Raw genomic sequence first — 17,258 nt, 5'->3', positions numbered from 1 at the left:
TAATGCAACTTAAATAATTAAAAATCGCAACTCAACCGTTCCCACAAAAAGATTGTTCTACGATGCAACTTTAATTTTTAAAGATATTGATCAATCACCTGAATATGCTTTGCCAATGAACCTCGATTCTGCTGCATAATCTTTTGTGCAGCAGCATTCAAACTTTCTGCTTTTACTGAACTGTTTAAAATTTTCAGTAAGGTCTCAGCAGCCTGCTTGGCGTCCTCCACTACTTCCACCGCTTGGGCTGCCACAAACTCATCAACAATAGTCTGGAAATTAAAATAATTCTTGCCCAAAATCGTCGGCACATTTAGTGCAATCGGCTCCAGAATATTATGCCCACCACCTGGCTCATTTAAAGAACCACCAACATAACAAGCCTGGCTTAAGGCATACCACAGCCACATCTCGCCCATCGAATCTGCCAGATAAATCTGAGTATCCACTTCAACTGTCTGTCCTAAGCTACGGCGCTGGGTACGTAAATTTAAAGCCTGCGCTGCCTGAAACACTTCCTCAAAACGCTCTGGATGTCTTGGCACAACAATACACAGTAAGCTTGAATCAGCATCTAAAGCTGCTTTCAATTCAACCATCAGCTGCTGTTCTTCAGGTACATGGGTACTGGCCAGAGTAATAATTTTACGGCCCTGTAATCCCCAATCCTGTTTTAACTGTTCAGCACGCTCAATAAACTGCTCTGGTGCAGTAATATCAAACTTGATGTTCCCCAACACCTGCGTTTTTTCAGGGGACATCCCTAGAGTAATATAACGCTGTTGAGTTGCAATATCTTGGGCCAATAACTGTCGCATTGAACTGAGCATACCACGTGTCAGGCCTTTGACCTTGCCATAGCCCTTGGCAGATTTTTCTGAAAGACGGGCATTGAGTAACAAACATGGGACGTTAAAATTCTGCGCTTGATCAATCAAATTCGGCCACAGTTCAGTTTCCATCAGCAGCAGTAATTTCGGCTGATATTTCTGATAAAAATCTCGGATCAGAGTTTTTTGATCGGCAGGTAAATACACTGCCTGAAAAAGATTTAAATAAGGCTCTTTTAAAAATAATGATTTTGCACGAGCCTGACCGGTTTTGGTGGTATTGGTGACCAGTACCGGATAACCGGCTTTTAAATAATGTTCAATCAAGGGCTGCGCAGCATTGGTCTCTCCAACCGAGACCACATGAAACCAGATGGCATGTTGATTTTTTGGTGTTTGAAACGGACCAAAACGCTCAAGCAGTTCCTGTTGCAGTTGTTCAGGACTTTCCGCACGCTTGCGAATACGTGACTGATATAAAGGCTTGATGAGTGCCAGTGCTGCGTTATACCAAAATGGAGTTGCCAAATGCTTTACCGAATTCCTTTCAATCGGCTGAATATAACAGAGCCACAGCAACATGTTAATCACTGTGGCTCAGGATTATTTTTAAACGGAAAAATTAACTAAGCTAAAGCCGGGTAATCAATATAACCTTCAGCCGTCTGACTGCCGATCATATTTTCCATTTTCAGCTCATTTAATGGCGCATTCTGCAGCAGGCGCTCATACAAATCCGGGTTAGCAATATAAGCCTTACCAAAAGAGACTGCATCCGCCTTGCCAGAGGCTAATAGTTCAATCGCATCCTCACGACTTAAACGCATATTGGCAATATAGGGTACGCCGCCTGAACGCTGTTTCATGTATTCAGAAATACTGTCTTCCGCTAGATATTCACGAGTAAAAAAGAAGGCAATCTTGCGTTTACCTAGTTGCTCCATGACATAGCCGAATGTTTCACGTGGATCATTATCACCCATATCATGCTCATCACCACGTGGTGCTAGATGTACACCAACACGATCGGCACCCCAGACTTCAATTAGCGCATCCATCACTTCCAGCAGGAAACGGGCACGGTTTTCAACTGAACCACCGTACTCATCTTCACGCTTGTTGGTTTTGCTTTGCAGGAACTGGTCAATCAGATAACCATTGGCTGCATGCAACTCTACCCCATCAAAGCCAGCTTCTTTGGCACGAATCGCTGCCTGTCTGTATTGCTCGGTGATCGCATGAATTTCCGCAATTTCCAGTGGACGTGGCAAGACATAAGGGCGCTTAGGACGTAGCAAGCTGACATGCCCCGCCTGTTGTACCGCACTTGCTGATACCGGTATTTCTCCATTTAACAAATCTGGATGCGACACACGACCCACATGCCATAATTGGGCAACGATCAAACCGCCCTTCTCATGCACGGCTTTAGTTACTAGCTTCCAACCTTCGACCTGCGCATCGGTAAACAGTCCCGGAGTATTCAGATAACCATTGGCTTCTTCAGAAATCACGGTTGCTTCGGAAATGATCAGACCGGCACTGGCGCGCTGGGCATAGTATTCTGCCATCATTGGCGTTGGAACACGGTCATCGGTTGCACGACTGCGAGTGAGCGGTGCCATCACGACACGGTTTTTCAGCTCAAGCGCACCGAGCTTGAGAGGAGAATTCAATTCAGCCATTCGGACTCCGACCTCGAGTTTTGACTCAGAGGTGTTGTTGTAGATGTTCGATATATTGCTGAATCAGGGCTTCATTGCGGGAGAAATAGGACCATTGCCCGTGTTTGGTGGCAGTAATTAGACCCGCCTGCTGTAACACGGACAGATGGTTGGACATGGTGGACTGGGAAACCTGACCAAGTTTTTCAATCTGCCCGGCGCATACACCACGCTGAAAGCCACCACATTCTTCCGCAGACAGATACTGCTCTGGTGTTTTCAACCATTGCAGAATTTGCCGGCGAGTCGGATTTGCCAAGGCTTTGAAAATCAGATCAAGATCCATAGTCACATCACATGTCATGCGCAACAAAGCTGAATCAGCATTTGTTTCAGTATATCGTATTTTTTCGATTTATATATCGATATTTTTAGATATACATATTCTAGGCTGTATCAACTTTGTTATGCAGGGATTTAGAAAGGCCTGCTTACAGACCTTGTTTCAAGCTTGCTTCAATAAATTTGTCCAGATCACCATCCAGAACAGCGCCAGTGTTGGAGTTTTCTACACCAGTACGCAAGTCTTTGATACGTGAGTCATCCAGAACATAAGAACGGATCTGGCTACCCCAACCGATGTCAGACTTGGAGTCTTCCAGCGCTTGAGCCGCTTCATTACGTTTGCTCATCTCCAGTTCATAGAGTTTTGCACGTAACTGCTTCCAGGCATGGTCACGGTTGGCATGTTGTGAACGCTGGTTCTGACACGCGACCACGATACCGGTCGGAATGTGAGTCAGACGTACCGCAGAGTCAGTTTTGTTAATGTGCTGACCACCTGCACCAGATGCACGGTAAGTATCGGTACGAACATCTGAAGGATTGATTTCAATTTCAATATTGTCATCGACTTCAGGTGATACGAATACAGCAGAGAATGAAGTATGACGGCGGTTACCTGAGTCAAATGGCGATTTACGAACTAGACGGTGCACACCAGATTCAGTACGCAGCCAGCCATAGGCATACTCACCTTCTACACGGATGGTTGCCGATTTAATACCTGCGACATCACCATCAGACACTTCCATCACATCAGCTTTAAAGCCATGACGTTCGATCCAGCGCAGGTACATACGTAGCAGCATCGATGCCCAGTCCTGTGCCTCGGTACCACCTGAACCCGCCTGAATATCCACATAGCATGGATTTGGATCCATCGGATTACTGAACATACGGCGGAATTCCAGTTTCGCCAGCTCCGCTTCTGCAGCATCCAGCTCAGCCTGTACATCTGCCAGCATGCTTTCATCATCGGCTTCAACTGCCAGATCCAGCATCGCCTGCACATCTTCTAATTGGGTAGAAAGACCATCCAGCACATTGATCACGTTTTCAAGCTCACCTTTTTCTTTGGCCATGGCTTGAGCACGGTTCTGGTCATTCCAAATTGCCGGGTCTTCTAATTCACGGAGAACCTCTTCTAAACGCTCTTTTTTTAGATCGTAGTCAAAGATACCCCCGTAGTGTTTGACCACGTTCGTTTAAGTCTTTCAGCTGGAGTAGATAAGGATTAATTTCCACGTGAATTTCTCTCAATCAATAAGGCATAAATTTTTAGCAGGCCATTATATCACAGACCTTTCCTGCAATTTTAGCGCTACAGTTATATGATTTTTTCTTTTAAATCATGATCCAGTTCCAAGCAAAAATACAACTCGATTATGTTTCATTTTAGATATTTAAAGAGCTAAAAGCATTCCTCAAATCCCCCTCTTTTTATAAAAGAATTTCCCGATTTTTCACTTCTTAAATAGAATTATAAAATGACAACATTTAGCCTATTTTTTAATCAAAATCCTTAAAATCCACAATTATTACACAGTTTTAATAAAACAAAACATTTCATTTTTATTATTATATTTCAAATATTTAAAATTAAAAAATTACAAAAAATTACTATCTTCACATTACTGCAACTTTCTCTTGATTGACCCAATTTTTAGTTGCGCTAGACTGAAACTGTAACAAAAAATGTATTAATCCCAGCCAAACTTTCAGAGGGGAGAATCCGCATGAAAAAATTAGCAATCGCTTCAGCACTACTTTCAGCAGTCGCACTTACAGGCACAGCAGCACATGCATACCAAGCTGAAGTTGGTGCATCAGCAGGCTTAGTCGATCCGGATAACGGTAGCTCAAGCGGCTCTTTCGGTGTCGAGGGTACTTATTACTTTAACCCGGTTCAAACCCGTAACTCCCCTCTTGCAGAAGCAGCGTTCCTAGATCGTGCAAGTAACGTAAAAGCTGAATATGAATATCAAGAAGTTGGTGATTCTGAAGCACATCGTTATGGTGTAGGTGCAGAAGTTTTCGTACCAAATTCTGATTTCTACTTGAGTGGTAAAGTCAGCGGCCACGATTTCCAGGATAATAATGAGTTAGATAACGACCTGACTACCTATGCAGCAGAAGTAGGTTATCTGCCAGCTCCTGGCTTATTAATCGCTGCTGGTGTGAAAGGTTGGGATAATGACCGTGATGACGGTGTAGACCCTACCCTTCGTGCCAAATATGTGACTACATTAGCAAATGGTAAAGACATTAACCTTGAAGCCGGTGCCGCTTTTGGTGACCTTGATGAGTACAACGTGAAAGCTGACTACTTCATCGACAAAACTTTAAGCGTTGGTGCTGATTATCAAAGCAATGATATTACAGACCGCAGCGAGTTTGGTGTAAGTGCCCGTAAATTCTTTACCCCTCAAGTCAGCCTTGAAGGTCGTGTAGGTTTCGGTGAAGTCGGTAATAACGACTACAACAAATTTGGTGTAGCTGCAAAATACCGCTTCTAATCATCTAGCCTTACACGTTGAAAAGAAAAGCCTCTCTCTGGAGAGGCTTTTTATTGCACCAAAATAAGACAAGTGGTATTGATCAAAAGAATAAAAAACATACTATTTGTTACATCTGTAATCTGACAGATTTAACCTTCTAATAACCGAGATTTTGAAATGATAAAAAAAATTGCTCTTACAACTGCACTTCTTGCCAGCCTGGGAACCGCTCATGCTTATCAAACTGAAGTAGGCGGCACTATTGAGATTCTAGACCGAGATCGTGGGGGCTCAGATGTAGGATTTGCGATTGATGGCACTTATTACTTCAACCCAGTTCAAATTAAAAACTCGCCTTTAAATGAAGCTGCTTTCTTGAACCGTGCGAGCAATGTAAATGGTGCTCTAAGTTATATTGATGACTCCGACACTTTCGGCATTCATGCAGGTATCGAATACTTTGTTCCAAATTCAGATTTTTATTTGAATGGCAGTATTTCGCATTTTGACAATGATCTTGGAGATTTAACCAGTTATGCTGCGGAAGTAGGTTATCTTCCAGTTCCAGGACTATTAGTCGCGCTTGGTCTTATCGGTATTTCAGAAGATGATGCAGATGATGAAATTGACCCGACCTTACGTGCAAAATATGTAACTCAGGTTAGCGCTTATGATATGAATTTTGAAGCAGGTGCCAGTTTTGGCGATATCGATGCTTATAACTTAGGTGCAGATTTATATCTGGATAAAACTTTCAGTGTCGGTCTTGGATTCTCTGATTCTGACTTAGACGGTACTGATGTATTTACTATCCGTGCCAAGAAATTCTTTACTCAGCAATTCAGCTTAGAAGGTGCTATTGCTTTTGGTGATGATGCAGATATCTTTGGTGTACGCGGCGCTTACCGCTTCTAATCCCCCTAAGCAAATAATAAAAAACCGCTCAACGGAGCGGTTTTTTTACTGTTCCAGATGGGCAATCCGCATTTGTAGGCTGATATTGCCATTAAAGACATTTTTATCCAGCTCATAGACCAGACGCACACTGTCCTGCATCGGATCAAACTGATATTTGCTGGCTGCATTAAAAGCAATCGCATCCACGACTTGACCATTTTCCAAAGCTACACGTAGTTTTAGATGTACATCCTTCAACCAGCGGTAATCCAGCACCTTAAAGATACCTTCAAATATCGGCTGTGGAAATTTCTGTCCCCACGGACTTAAGTTATGCAGTAAATCAACAGTATTAATCTGGAAAGCTGAAGCTGGCAACTCACCATCGGTCCATAACGTCGCGGTAAACAGACTCTCATCCATACTACCAATCAGCTGTTCAAAGGTCTGCTTAAACTCGGCAAAGTGTTCGCGTTTGATGGTCAACCCCGCTGCTGCTGCATGCCCACCAAAGTGACTGACGATATGCGGATGCTGTTCTGCCACCAATTCAATCGCATCGCGAATATGAATGCCTTCTATCGAACGTGCCGAACCTTTGATATGCACGCCATCTTCATCCGCAGCAAAGACGATACTTGGACGGTGGAACTGCTCTTTTAAACGGCCAGCCACAATACCAATCACACCCTGATGCCAGTGCTGTTCAAACATGATCAAAGCAGCCGGTAACTCTGCTTCATCCAGCTGGATTTTTTCCAGTTCAGCCAGGGCTTCCTGCTTGATCTTGCCTTCCACCTGACGGCGTTCAACATTGAGCTGGTTCAGCTGTTCTGCCAGTGGATAAGCCGTTGCCAAATCCTGAGCCAGCAGACATTCAATACCAATATCCATGGTTTCCATACGACCCGCAGCATTGATCCTTGGGCCGAGAACAAAACCCAAATCCTGTGCTTTTAAAGTCGCGGCATCCCGACCCGCAATCTCCAGCAAGGCACTAATCCCCGGACGGCATAAATGCTGCTGAATCCGCTTTAGACCAGCATCAATCAGAATACGGTTGTTATAGTCTAGACTGGCGACATCAGCATAAGTCCCGAGCGCCACCAGATCCAGATAATTGGTAATGTTAGTAAAAGATTTACCCAGCTTTTTACGATGTGTCGACAGATTCGCCAAGACATAAAAGGCCACCCCCACACCAGCCAGTGCCTTGCTTGGAAACTCGCAACCTAACTGGTTTGGATTGACCACAGCCTCTGCGGCAGGCGTCGGCTTGGTGGTTAAGTGGTGATCGGTGATGATCACTTGCATGCCATGATCCTGGGCTTGCTTAACCCCATCATGACTGGAAATACCATTATCCACGGTAATCAACAAATCAGGCGTAAACCGAGTAAAAGCCAGATCGGCAATCGCCGGGGTCAGGCCATAGCCATACTTGAAACGATCCGGTACCAGATACTCGACATTAGCTCCCATATCCCGTAGCGCCAGCATCATGAGTGCTGTACTGGTCGCACCATCAGCATCATAGTCCCCGACAATCACGATCTTCTGACCTGCATCAATGGCAGCATCCATCAACTGGATTGCTTCAGGCAAGCCTTTCATGGTGGGTGCCAGCAGATGCTTGAGTTTCAGCTCAAGCTCTTGCTGAGATTCCACACCACGACGTGCCAAAATTTCAGCAACAAAAGGCGGCACACCCTGAAATGCTTCAGGACAGGTTAGAAAGGGTCGCTGTCTGATTTCAAGTTTTGACATTTATGGCATCAGTCGCTGTAAAGTCCACTGACCATCGGTCTTGGTATAGCTGAGACGGTCATGTAGGCGGTTCGGACGTCCCTGCCAGAATTCATAATAATCCGGTACCAGACGGTAGCCGCCCCAGAATGCCGGCTTGTCCAGTTGCTCCTGATTGGCAACACGGTCATGCAAATCCCAGAAACGTTGCTGCAGCTCTTCACGGCTAGAAATTACCCCACTTTGCGGAGTGCTAACATATGCTGCAATCTGACTGTCACGTGGACGCTTGTGATAATAATCAGTCGATTCTTCTTCAGAGATTTTGACTACACGACCAGAGATACGGATCTGACGTTCCTGCTCCTGCCAGTAAAACAATAGCTCTGCATAAGGGTTGTTCGCTAAGTCTATGCCCTTCTGGCTGTCATAATTGGTATAGAAGTCATAACCTTCTTCGGTGGCACCACGCAACAATACGGTACGCACATGTGGACGTCCCTCTGCATTAGCCGTAGCCAATGACATCGCATAGGGTTCATGCAAGCGTGCTTCTAGCGCATGGTTAAACCAGAGCAAAAACTGTTCATGCGGATTCGGATTGACCTGCTCTTCATGCAACTCCCCTTTCTGATAATTCAGACGAAGTTCACTCAGATCCTTAATTAAATCAGTCATTATATCTTTCTCGTCAGAAGATAAATTTAGGCAGCTGCGTTGGCACGTACTGCATCTGCCAGTGAATGTGCCAGTGCATTGACTTCTTCCAGGTCTTCGCCTTCCACCATGACACGAATTACTGGTTCTGTACCGGATTTACGGATCAATAGGCGGCCACGACCTTTCAGCTGTTCTTCAGCTTTGGCAAATTCAACGGCTAATGCAGGCACTGAATACGGGTCAAACATGGCTTCCAGACGCACATTGACCAGCACATTTGGCAATAAATGGAAATCTGCGACCAGTTCATGTAGGGCTTTTTGCTGCTCGACCATCACAGTCAGGACTTGCAGTGCAGAGATGATAGCATCACCGGTAGTACTCTTGTCCAAAGTCAGGATATGACCCGATGGTTCGCCGCCAATCACCCAACCTTTTTCTTCCAGACCTTGTAATACATAGCGGTCCCCGACTTTGGCACGCAGCAGTTCAACACCTGCTTTTTGTAAAGCCAGTTCCAGTGCCATATTGCTCATCAACGTACCAACAATACCTGCTGGTTTTTTACTGCTCTGTGTCGCTAGGATATACAGGATATGGTCACCGGTAATCAGCTCACCATTTTTATCGACCATAATCACGCGGTCAGCATCACCGTCAAAGGCAATACCAAGGTCAGCACCATGTTCTACTACTGCTTTTTGCAGGTTTTCCGGATGGGTTGAACCACAGTTTTTATTGATATTCAGACCATCAGGCTCATCATACAGCGCAATCACTTTGGCACCGAGTTCACGGAATACCGCCGGACCAACGTTATAAGCCGCACCATTGGCACAGTCCACCACAATTTTCAGATCATTAAGGTCCAGATGATACGGGAAAGTTGATTTACAGAATTCGATATAACGGCCGTTGGCATCCTTCACTCGGAAGCTTTTACCCAGGTTCGCGGTATCTTCAATCACCAGCTCTTTTTCAAGTTCGGCATTGATTTCATCCTGCAACTCGTCTGATACCTTTTTGCCTTCACTCGAAAAGAATTTAATCCCGTTATCAAAGTACGGATTATGCGATGCTGAAATCACGATTCCCAAATTGGCATGTAGGGCACGAGTTAAATGAGCAATCGCAGGTGTAGGTAATGGACCTAATAAGTGCACATAGACACCCGCCGCATTCAACCCCGCCTGTAAAGCAGATTCCAGAATATAACCGGACAAACGTGTGTCTTTGCCCATCACTACCAGCGGTTTATTCTTCTTACTATTGCGCTTGAGAACCTTTCCTGTGGCAAAGCCCAGTTTCAATGCAAACTCAGGCGTAATCGGCAACTCACCAAACTTGCCACGAATACCATCGGTGCCAAAATAACTCATCATTGTCTCACTTCTTATGGGGTGATTTGCATCATCCATTTTTACAATGAGTCACACTTTACACCAAAACAAAAAAGCCGTCATTTGCATGACGGCTTTTTTCATACGAACAATTTGTTTTAGGAATTAACCCATACGATAGTTCGGTGCTTCTTTGGTAATGGTGACATCATGAACGTGTGATTCAGACATACCCGCAGAAGTAATTTTCACGAATTTCGCATTTTGGCGCAGGTCATCAATGGTTGCTGAACCGGTATAACCCATCGCAGAACGCAGCCCGCCCATCATTTGATGCACGATGTTACCCATAGGGCCTTTGTACGGTACGCGGCCTTCGATACCTTCCGGAACCAGTTTCTCAGCACCCGCTTTAGAGTCCTGGAAGTAACGGTCAGCAGAACCTGTTGCACCCGCCATTGCACCCAGTGAGCCCATACCACGGTAAGCTTTATAATAACGGCCCTGGAAGAACTCAACTTCACCTGGCGCTTCTTCAGTACCGGCCATTAATGAACCGACCATGATGGTGCTTGCGCCAGCGCCAATCGCTTTGGCCATGTCACCAGAGAAACGGATACCGCCATCAGCAATCAATGGAATTTGTTCTTTCAATGCATTCGCCACTGAATCAATTGCAGAGATTTGTGGCATACCGATACCGGCAACAATACGTGTAGTACAGATCGAACCAGGACCGATACCCACTTTCACTGCATCCGCACCCGCATCAAGCAATGCCAGTGCAGCATCACCAGTTGCGATGTTACCGCCAATCACTTGCACTTGTGGGTAGTTTTGTTTAACCCAACGTACACGCTCGATCACACCAGCAGAATGACCGTGTGCAGTATCTACTACGATCACATCCACACCCGCTTCAACCAGCGCTTCTACACGGCTTGGAGTTTCAGCACCCGTACCTACAGCAGCACCTACGCGCAGGCGGCCAAGGTCATCTTTACAGCTGTTTGGATAGTTTTCAGCTTTGCGGAAATCAGTAACGGTAATTAAACCTTTCAGTTCCTGGTTGTCATTCACAACCAGCACTTTTTCAATACGGTGTTTTTGCAGTAACGCCTGGATGTTTTCTTTCGATTCACCCTCACGTACTGTTACCAGACGATCCTGACCAGTCATGATGTTGCTCACTGGCTGCTCAAGATTGGTCTCAAAGCGTGTATCACGACCTGTCACGATACCCACTACTTTACCGTCTTTCACTACTGGCACACCGCTGATGTTGTTCGCCTGAGTCAGCGCAATCAGCTCACGTACAGTTGTTTCAGGGGTTACTGTAATCGGATCTTTTACGATACCTGATTCGAATTTCTTCACACGGCGTACTTCTGCAGCCTGTGCAGCAATATCCATGTTCTTATGCAGGATACCGATACCGCCATTTTGTGCCATAGCGATTGCCATACGGGATTCAGTCACCGTATCCATAGCTGCAGACACAAGAGGAATATTCAGGTTAATGCCGCGAGTCAGGCGTGTCTTTAGAGAGACATCTTTTGGGAGGACAGTAGAGTAGGCAGGGAGTAATAGGACATCATCGAAGGTTAACGCGTCTTGAACGATGGTCAACATAACAGTCTCACTGGTAATTTCCGTGCGCTATTATAAACAAATTTGGCTTAAAATTTCATTGCAATTGCAAAATTTATTTTTGCCAAATCTGCACTTATTTTTATTTTCCTTCGCTAAGGCATTGATTTATATCCTGAGTTAATCGAATAAATTTTATCCAGCCTACCCTGTATTTTTTGTATAGAAAATCATGCTGTCCTATTTTAGCGATTACTGCAAATCAGGCACTTAGCTTAAGCCACAGCCAACCTGGTTTTCGGACAACGATAAATCCGCGGCTCAATCAGGTCGACACCACATTCCAGATGCCAGAGCCAGTCCAGGAACTGCTCAATCGGCTCACGCCCGACAAATGGTGCGCCATGCTGCGGAACGATCATGTCGATATCCATTTCCCGAACCATTTCCACCCAATATCTCAAGATGCGATTCGAGCACATATAGCGTTGATGAAAACCACGCATACTGCGTAAATGTGCCTCCATATCCGTCACCGGCGTCTGTGGGTCACCTACGACGGATGCACCGAGGTCACCAGAAAACAGGACTTTGGAAATTGGATCATAAAACTGGAAATTACCGACTGAATGAAGGAAATGCGCTGGGATACAACATAGTTCTGACTGGCCAATCGGCACACTCATGCCTTCATCTGGCAGTTCAATCAGCCTGTCTTCCCAGTTCCCAGTCATTTTTCCACTGGTAAAAGCCGAGTTTAGATGCGGCAGGAAACGCGCCCAAAGTTTGGATGCCACGATGCTGGCCTGAGTATGCATCAGCCAGCGTGGCATCGAAGTGATAATGTCAGGATCCTGATGCGAACCAAACACATAGCGAATCCGATTCAAAGGAATATATTTCAGCAGTTCAAAGGTCAGCGGTGAATAGGTCAGATCACCGCCCGGATCAATCACTGCACCTTCACGGTCGTTAATAATCAGAAACTGATTGGCCTGAATGCCCTCGCCTTTAACCAGACTGGTAAAGACAATGCACTTATGTTCACCGTTATCAAATAAAATATAGGAACTGGTCTTATTATCCATTTTTGTTTCCTTCTCGTTGTTGTCGTTTACTGATTATTACTGTTGTTATTCTGATCAAATTATAACCAAATTAATCCATAATAAAATTATGGTTTTGTACTTAATTATCTATAATAAATCGCTTTTTTATTGTTCAATTTTGATTTTTCTGTTACGGAAGTCACAACTAAATCCAAGCATTTTCATTGATTTTTACCCATAAAAAAAGCAGAGCCTGAGCCCTGCTTTGATCATTTGAAATTTTTTACCTAGCTGACGCGTTCAAAGTTATCGTCATTTTCTGCTTCATCAGCTTCAATCTGGATAAATGGCACCATATTGTGAGCCATACGCGCCTTGTTACACTGCGCATCCGCGATCTGCACTTCCTTGCAGGATGAGCTGCGTAGCTCATACATGCCGCAACTGACCTGTTCCCCAATGGTTCCTTGCAGGGCAATACAACGCGGATTTTTCTGGTTGGTACCTGCCATGCATGAATAGACCGGGGTGAGTGGTTCGGTATAGTTTTCTGGCATGGGAATTCCCTCTGCCCAATAGAACGAAACCCGGAAATAGGCGCAACATGCACCACAACTTAAACATGCATCCTGTGTTGGAACTTGAGACAACATTTCTTATAGATTCTCGTCATCAAATAAAGTTTTTTGAAAAACGAAAAATATAAAAAATGTTGTTTTTTCACTCAAGAATTTTTTTTGATTTTTCCAGTTATTCTGGGCAGGTAAAGATGGTTTCATCCATCAGGTCAGTACCGCATTCCAGCGTTTCAATCCAGTCCAGGAACTGGTCAATCTGCTCCTTGCCCACAAACGGCGTACCGTGCTGTGGCACGATCATTTCAACATCCATGGTACGTACCATCTGCACCCACAGGCGAATTACCTTGTTATTGCACATATAGCGCTGGTGGAATGCTTTCATCTTTGGAATATGTGCAGCAAAGTTTTCTAGTGGACGTGAGGCATCTTCGACCATAGACGCGCCCATATCGCCTGAGAACAGGATTTTGGCGATCGGATCGTAGAACTGGAAGTTACCCACAGAGTGCAGGAAGTGCGCTGGTATCGCGATGATGTCGGAATTACCCAGCTTGATGATCTGGCCATGGTCTGGCAGCTCCACCAGACGGTCCAGCCAGTTGCCCTTCATCCGGTCACTCATGAAAGCTGAATTGAGGTGTGGCAGGAAGCGCGCCCACAGCTTGGAAGCCACCACTTTGGCATCGGTATAGACCAACCAGCGTGGCATCGAAGTGATAATGTCTGGGTCCTGATGTGAAGCCATGACATAGTCTAGATTGGCCAGACGTGTATATTTGTTCAGCTCCATGGTCAGCGGCACATAGGTCAAGTCACCACCCGGATCCAGTACTGCTGCACGGTTATTATCCAGAATCAGAAACTGGTTGGCCTGAACGCCTTCGCCTTTTACCAGACTGGTAAAACTGATGCATTTATGTGTGCCATCATCAAATAAAACTTGTGATGTGGTGCGTTCAAAAGCCATAAACTTCCCCAATTTTTCATTTAAAAATGATTTTTGTGTTGTTGTTAACATATAAGTATTTAGAGAAACTTACAATAATTAAAAATGAATATATAGCTTTACTTATCAATATTTTGAGACCCGTTTCACAATAAAAAATCCTGAGTTTTTAGCTCAGGATTTTTGTTATTATTCCGATGAATTAGAAATAATAATGTTTTAGCAATGTACCCACACCAATCAGCAGGAAGATCAGCGCACCAATTTTATGAATCAAGGAAATTGGCAGACGATTTGCCAGCTTGTCACCAATAAATACCGCAGGAGCATTGGCAATCATCATGCCGACCGTAGTTCCCATCATCACCCAGAGTACACTGTCAAAACGCGCCGCTAATGCCACGGTTGCGATCTGGGTTTTATCCCCGATTTCCGCCAGGAAGAACAGAATGAAAGTCGCACCAAATACACCGAGTTTCTGCCATTTATTGATGCTTGATGATTCATCACCCAGTTCATCCGGAATCAGCATCCAGATCGCCATGGCAATAAAGCCGATCGATACCACCCACAACAGAATATCCGGGCTGATAACCGTCGTGATCCATTGACCCAAAGCTGCAGACAAACCATGGTTAATGATGGTGGCTAACAGGATCGCAACCAGAATCGGAACAGGTTTTCTAAAACGTGCAGCCAACAGCAAAGCCAGAAGCTGGGTTTTATCCCCCATTTCAGCCAGGGCAACGATAGACGTGGAAAGCAGGAATTCGTACATGTGTGTCTTTCTCTGGCTGGCATGTGCGATACCCATGACTTACCCTTCCTGCCAGCCAAAAATCTGCAGAATGGTAAATCAAAGGTCTTGCCAACAAAAGAAAGCTTCGAGAAGCTCATTCGGTTCTTTGCTATGATGACCATGTCCGGTTCAGGACAATTATGTTGACCATCACCCTTTCGCTTTGCGCAAAAGGCGGCTACTCCCCAATGAAGTGGCTTCATTATAGCCAAGCGTGAATACATTTACAAATAATCACATATAAAAAACCCTGCCAAAGCAGGGTCTTATTTTTGCACTTATATCAATCAGATCAATAAAGTACGGATGTCTTTCAACAGCTTGGTCAGCTTATTGGTGAAACGTGCTGCATCGGCACCATTAATTACACGGTGGTCATAAGATAGCGACAACGGCAACATCAGGCGTGGATCAAAGCTTTCACCATTCCATACCGGCTGCATAGTGGCTGGAGAAATACCGAGGATCGCCACTTGCGGCCAGTTGACTAACGGCGTAAAGGCAGTACCGCCAATCGCACCCAGGCTGGAAATGGTGAAGTTGGCACCTTGCAGGTCTTTCGGTGTCAGTTTCTTGTCACGCGCTTTCTGGCCCAGTTCACCCAGTTCAACCGCGATCTGCTTGATCGATTTCTGGTCTGGATTACGTAGTACCGGCACGGTTAAGCCATCCGGCGTTGCGACTGCGATGCCCATATGGATTTCTTTGCGCAGCAGTACCGATTTACCATCATCTGCCAGGTGGCCGGCAAACTCGCGCTCTTCTTTTAACAGATTAGCGACCGCCTTGATGATGAAGGCCATAATGGTCAGGCTAATGCCTTCTTTCTTAAAGTTGCCTTTCAGCTCATTACGCCATGCTTCCAGTTCAGTGATGTCTGCAGCATCAAACTGGGTCACTTGTGGAATGTAGTTATTTAAAGACAACTGCGGAATAGAAACCTGTTGCAGACGGCTCAGTGCTTTCTCTTCGACACCACCAAAGGCATCGAAGCTTGGCAATTTTGGCAGGCCTGCTGGTGCAGCCAGCGCTGCTGGTGCAGGTGCCGCTTGCGGTGCAGTTAAGCGGTTCTTCACATAGGCAAACAAGTCTTCTTTCATCAAACGTGCATGTGGACCCGATGCTTTCACATCTGACAGTACTACTCCAAGTTCACGTGCCAGCTTGCGCACTGCCGGGCCGGCATACACTTTAGCATTGGCGGCATTTTGTTCTTTGGTCAGCTTGTCTGCACTATGAACTGCAGGCACCACTGCTGCTTCTACTTTCGGTGCTGCCGCAGGTACAGGTGCCGCTTTAGGCGCTTCTGCCTTGGCTGCTAGAGTCGGAGCGGAAGCAGCTTGGCCTTCAGCCTCAACCGTAATAAGAGCTATGCCTTCAGACACGCTTTGCCCCAGCTCAACATGAATCTCTTTGATGGTACCTGCAACTGTACTTGGCACTTCAACCGTTGCTTTGTCTGATTCCACCACGATGATACTCTGGTCTTTTTCGACCTTGTCACCGACCTGAACCAGAATTTCAGCAACCGCGGCTTTGTCCACGCCCAGGTCTGGCACTTTCACTTCCATATCACTGGCTGGAGCAGACGGTGCTGGCGCTGCAGTTTCAGCTTTGGCTTCAGGAGCAGCTGGTGCAGATACCTGTTCAGTCTGAGGCGCTGCAGCCGGCTGAGCCGCTGGTGCAGCACCGGCAGTTTTTACAGTTAGCAGGACCACGCCTTCTTTGACAGTATCGCCTTCTTTAATCTGGATCGCTTCAACCGTACCCGCAACAGTGCTTGGCACTTCAACAGTCGCTTTATCCGATTCCACCACCACGATGCTTTGGTCGACTTCGATTTCATCGCCCACCTGTACTAGAATTTCACCCACCAGTGCTTTTTCTACACCAATGTCTGGCACTTGCACTTCAACAGTTGCAGCTGCACCGCCGTTAGCAGTAGGTACCGAGCTTTGTGAAGCAGTAGCACCTGGCTGATGTGAAGCCACTTCTTCTAGGATTTCATCATCTGGCAGCGAAGTTGGGGTATTTTCAGAAGTCTTGTCAGCCGCACCGGCTTGCTGGGTTTCTACTGCATTAGCATCATCCTCAGCCTGTAGTTCAATCAGCACTGTTCCTTCAGACACTTCATCACCCTGATTGATCAGGATACTTTTTACCACACCTGCTGAAGTGCTTGGCACTTCAACAGAGGCTTTGTCCGATTCCAGCAGCACGATGCTATCATCCACCGCGATGATATCCCCCACGTTGACCAGAATTTCAGCAACAGTGGCCTTATCTACACCAATATCAGGAGTCGTAATTTGCATG

The 17,258-nt window shown here is 45.7% G+C and carries 15 protein-coding genes and 1 riboswitch; of the genes, 2 read left to right on the top strand and 13 right to left on the bottom strand.

Annotated elements, in window-relative coordinates; translation table 11 throughout:
• Positions 1–77: 77 nt before the first annotated feature.
• From GW12_RS13945 to prfB, 4 genes are all read right to left on the bottom strand, one after another.
• On the bottom strand, positions 78–1,358 hold the full coding sequence (locus GW12_RS13945; RefSeq protein ID WP_034588734.1) for a 3-deoxy-D-manno-octulosonic acid transferase: 1,281 nt from the start codon (positions 1,356–1,358) through the stop codon (positions 78–80).
• 98 nt (positions 1,359–1,456) lie between these two features.
• A complete protein-coding gene (locus tag GW12_RS13940) occupies positions 1,457–2,515 on the bottom strand; it encodes an alkene reductase (protein WP_034588686.1) in 1,059 nt (352 codons plus the stop codon).
• Between the two features lie 25 nt (positions 2,516–2,540).
• On the bottom strand, positions 2,541–2,840 hold the full coding sequence (locus GW12_RS13935; RefSeq protein WP_034588683.1) for a helix-turn-helix transcriptional regulator: 300 nt from the start codon (positions 2,838–2,840) through the stop codon (positions 2,541–2,543).
• 145 nt (positions 2,841–2,985) lie between these two features.
• A protein-coding gene (gene prfB, locus GW12_RS13930; RefSeq protein ID WP_152598555.1) for a peptide chain release factor 2 occupies positions 2,986–4,081 on the bottom strand; the annotation gives its coding sequence in 2 pieces (ribosomal slippage) (positions 2,986–4,008 and positions 4,010–4,081; 1,095 coding nt in all).
• Positions 4,082–4,572: 491 nt separating this feature from the next.
• On the opposite strand from prfB, the gene GW12_RS13925 reads away from it, so the two are divergent.
• Complete coding sequence (locus GW12_RS13925; RefSeq protein WP_034588678.1) at positions 4,573–5,352, top strand: putative porin; 780 nt, start codon at positions 4,573–4,575, stop codon at positions 5,350–5,352.
• A 162-nt stretch (positions 5,353–5,514) separates the two neighbouring features.
• Positions 5,515–6,249 (top strand): putative porin, encoded by a 735-nt coding sequence (locus tag GW12_RS13920; protein ID WP_227504173.1) that lies wholly within the window; start codon positions 5,515–5,517, stop codon positions 6,247–6,249.
• Positions 6,250–6,294: 45 nt separating this feature from the next.
• On the opposite strand, the gene recJ is transcribed toward GW12_RS13920, so the two are convergent.
• The 9 genes from recJ to GW12_RS13875 all read right to left on the bottom strand — a co-directional run bounded on the left by recJ (position 6,295) and on the right by GW12_RS13875 (position 17,257).
• Positions 6,295–7,998 carry a single-stranded-DNA-specific exonuclease RecJ gene (gene recJ, locus GW12_RS13915; RefSeq protein ID WP_034588672.1) on the bottom strand — a complete coding sequence of 568 codons (1,704 nt, stop codon included), beginning with the start codon at positions 7,996–7,998 and terminating at the stop codon, positions 6,295–6,297.
• Positions 7,999–8,655, bottom strand: a complete 657-nt coding sequence (gene pdxH / locus GW12_RS13910) for a pyridoxamine 5'-phosphate oxidase (protein ID WP_034588671.1) — start codon at positions 8,653–8,655, stop codon at positions 7,999–8,001.
• A gap of 26 nt (positions 8,656–8,681) precedes the next feature.
• On the bottom strand, positions 8,682–10,016 hold the full coding sequence (gene glmM, locus GW12_RS13905; protein ID WP_034588669.1) for a phosphoglucosamine mutase: 1,335 nt from the start codon (positions 10,014–10,016) through the stop codon (positions 8,682–8,684).
• A gap of 126 nt (positions 10,017–10,142) precedes the next feature.
• On the bottom strand, positions 10,143–11,609 hold the full coding sequence (gene guaB / locus GW12_RS13900) for an IMP dehydrogenase (protein ID WP_034588666.1): 1,467 nt from the start codon (positions 11,607–11,609) through the stop codon (positions 10,143–10,145).
• 233 nt (positions 11,610–11,842) lie between these two features.
• Positions 11,843–12,655 (bottom strand): MBL fold metallo-hydrolase, encoded by an 813-nt coding sequence (locus GW12_RS13895; RefSeq protein WP_034588664.1) that lies wholly within the window; start codon positions 12,653–12,655, stop codon positions 11,843–11,845.
• A gap of 248 nt (positions 12,656–12,903) precedes the next feature.
• The gene (locus tag GW12_RS13890) at positions 12,904–13,269 is read right to left on the bottom strand and encodes a YkgJ family cysteine cluster protein (protein WP_081403508.1); all 366 of its coding nucleotides are present in this window, start codon (positions 13,267–13,269) and stop codon (positions 12,904–12,906) included.
• Positions 13,270–13,366: 97 nt separating this feature from the next.
• Complete coding sequence (locus tag GW12_RS13885) at positions 13,367–14,164, bottom strand: MBL fold metallo-hydrolase (protein ID WP_034588660.1); 798 nt, start codon at positions 14,162–14,164, stop codon at positions 13,367–13,369.
• A 181-nt stretch (positions 14,165–14,345) separates the two neighbouring features.
• Positions 14,346–14,921, bottom strand: a complete 576-nt coding sequence (locus GW12_RS13880) for a TMEM165/GDT1 family protein (protein WP_034588733.1) — start codon at positions 14,919–14,921, stop codon at positions 14,346–14,348.
• 77 nt (positions 14,922–14,998) lie between these two features.
• Positions 14,999–15,141: riboswitch (yybP-ykoY riboswitch) on the bottom strand.
• Positions 15,142–15,229: 88 nt separating this feature from the next.
• Positions 15,230–17,257, bottom strand: a complete 2,028-nt coding sequence (locus GW12_RS13875) for a 2-oxo acid dehydrogenase subunit E2 (RefSeq protein WP_034588658.1) — start codon at positions 17,255–17,257, stop codon at positions 15,230–15,232.
• Position 17,258 lies beyond the last annotated feature (1 nt).

This window comes from Acinetobacter sp. HR7 (assembly GCF_000773685.1).
GTDB classification, from domain to species: Bacteria; Pseudomonadota; Gammaproteobacteria; order Pseudomonadales; family Moraxellaceae; genus Acinetobacter; species Acinetobacter thermotolerans.
Note: the sequence above shows the minus strand (reverse complement) of the source record. Positions and strands in the feature narration are given on the sequence as shown.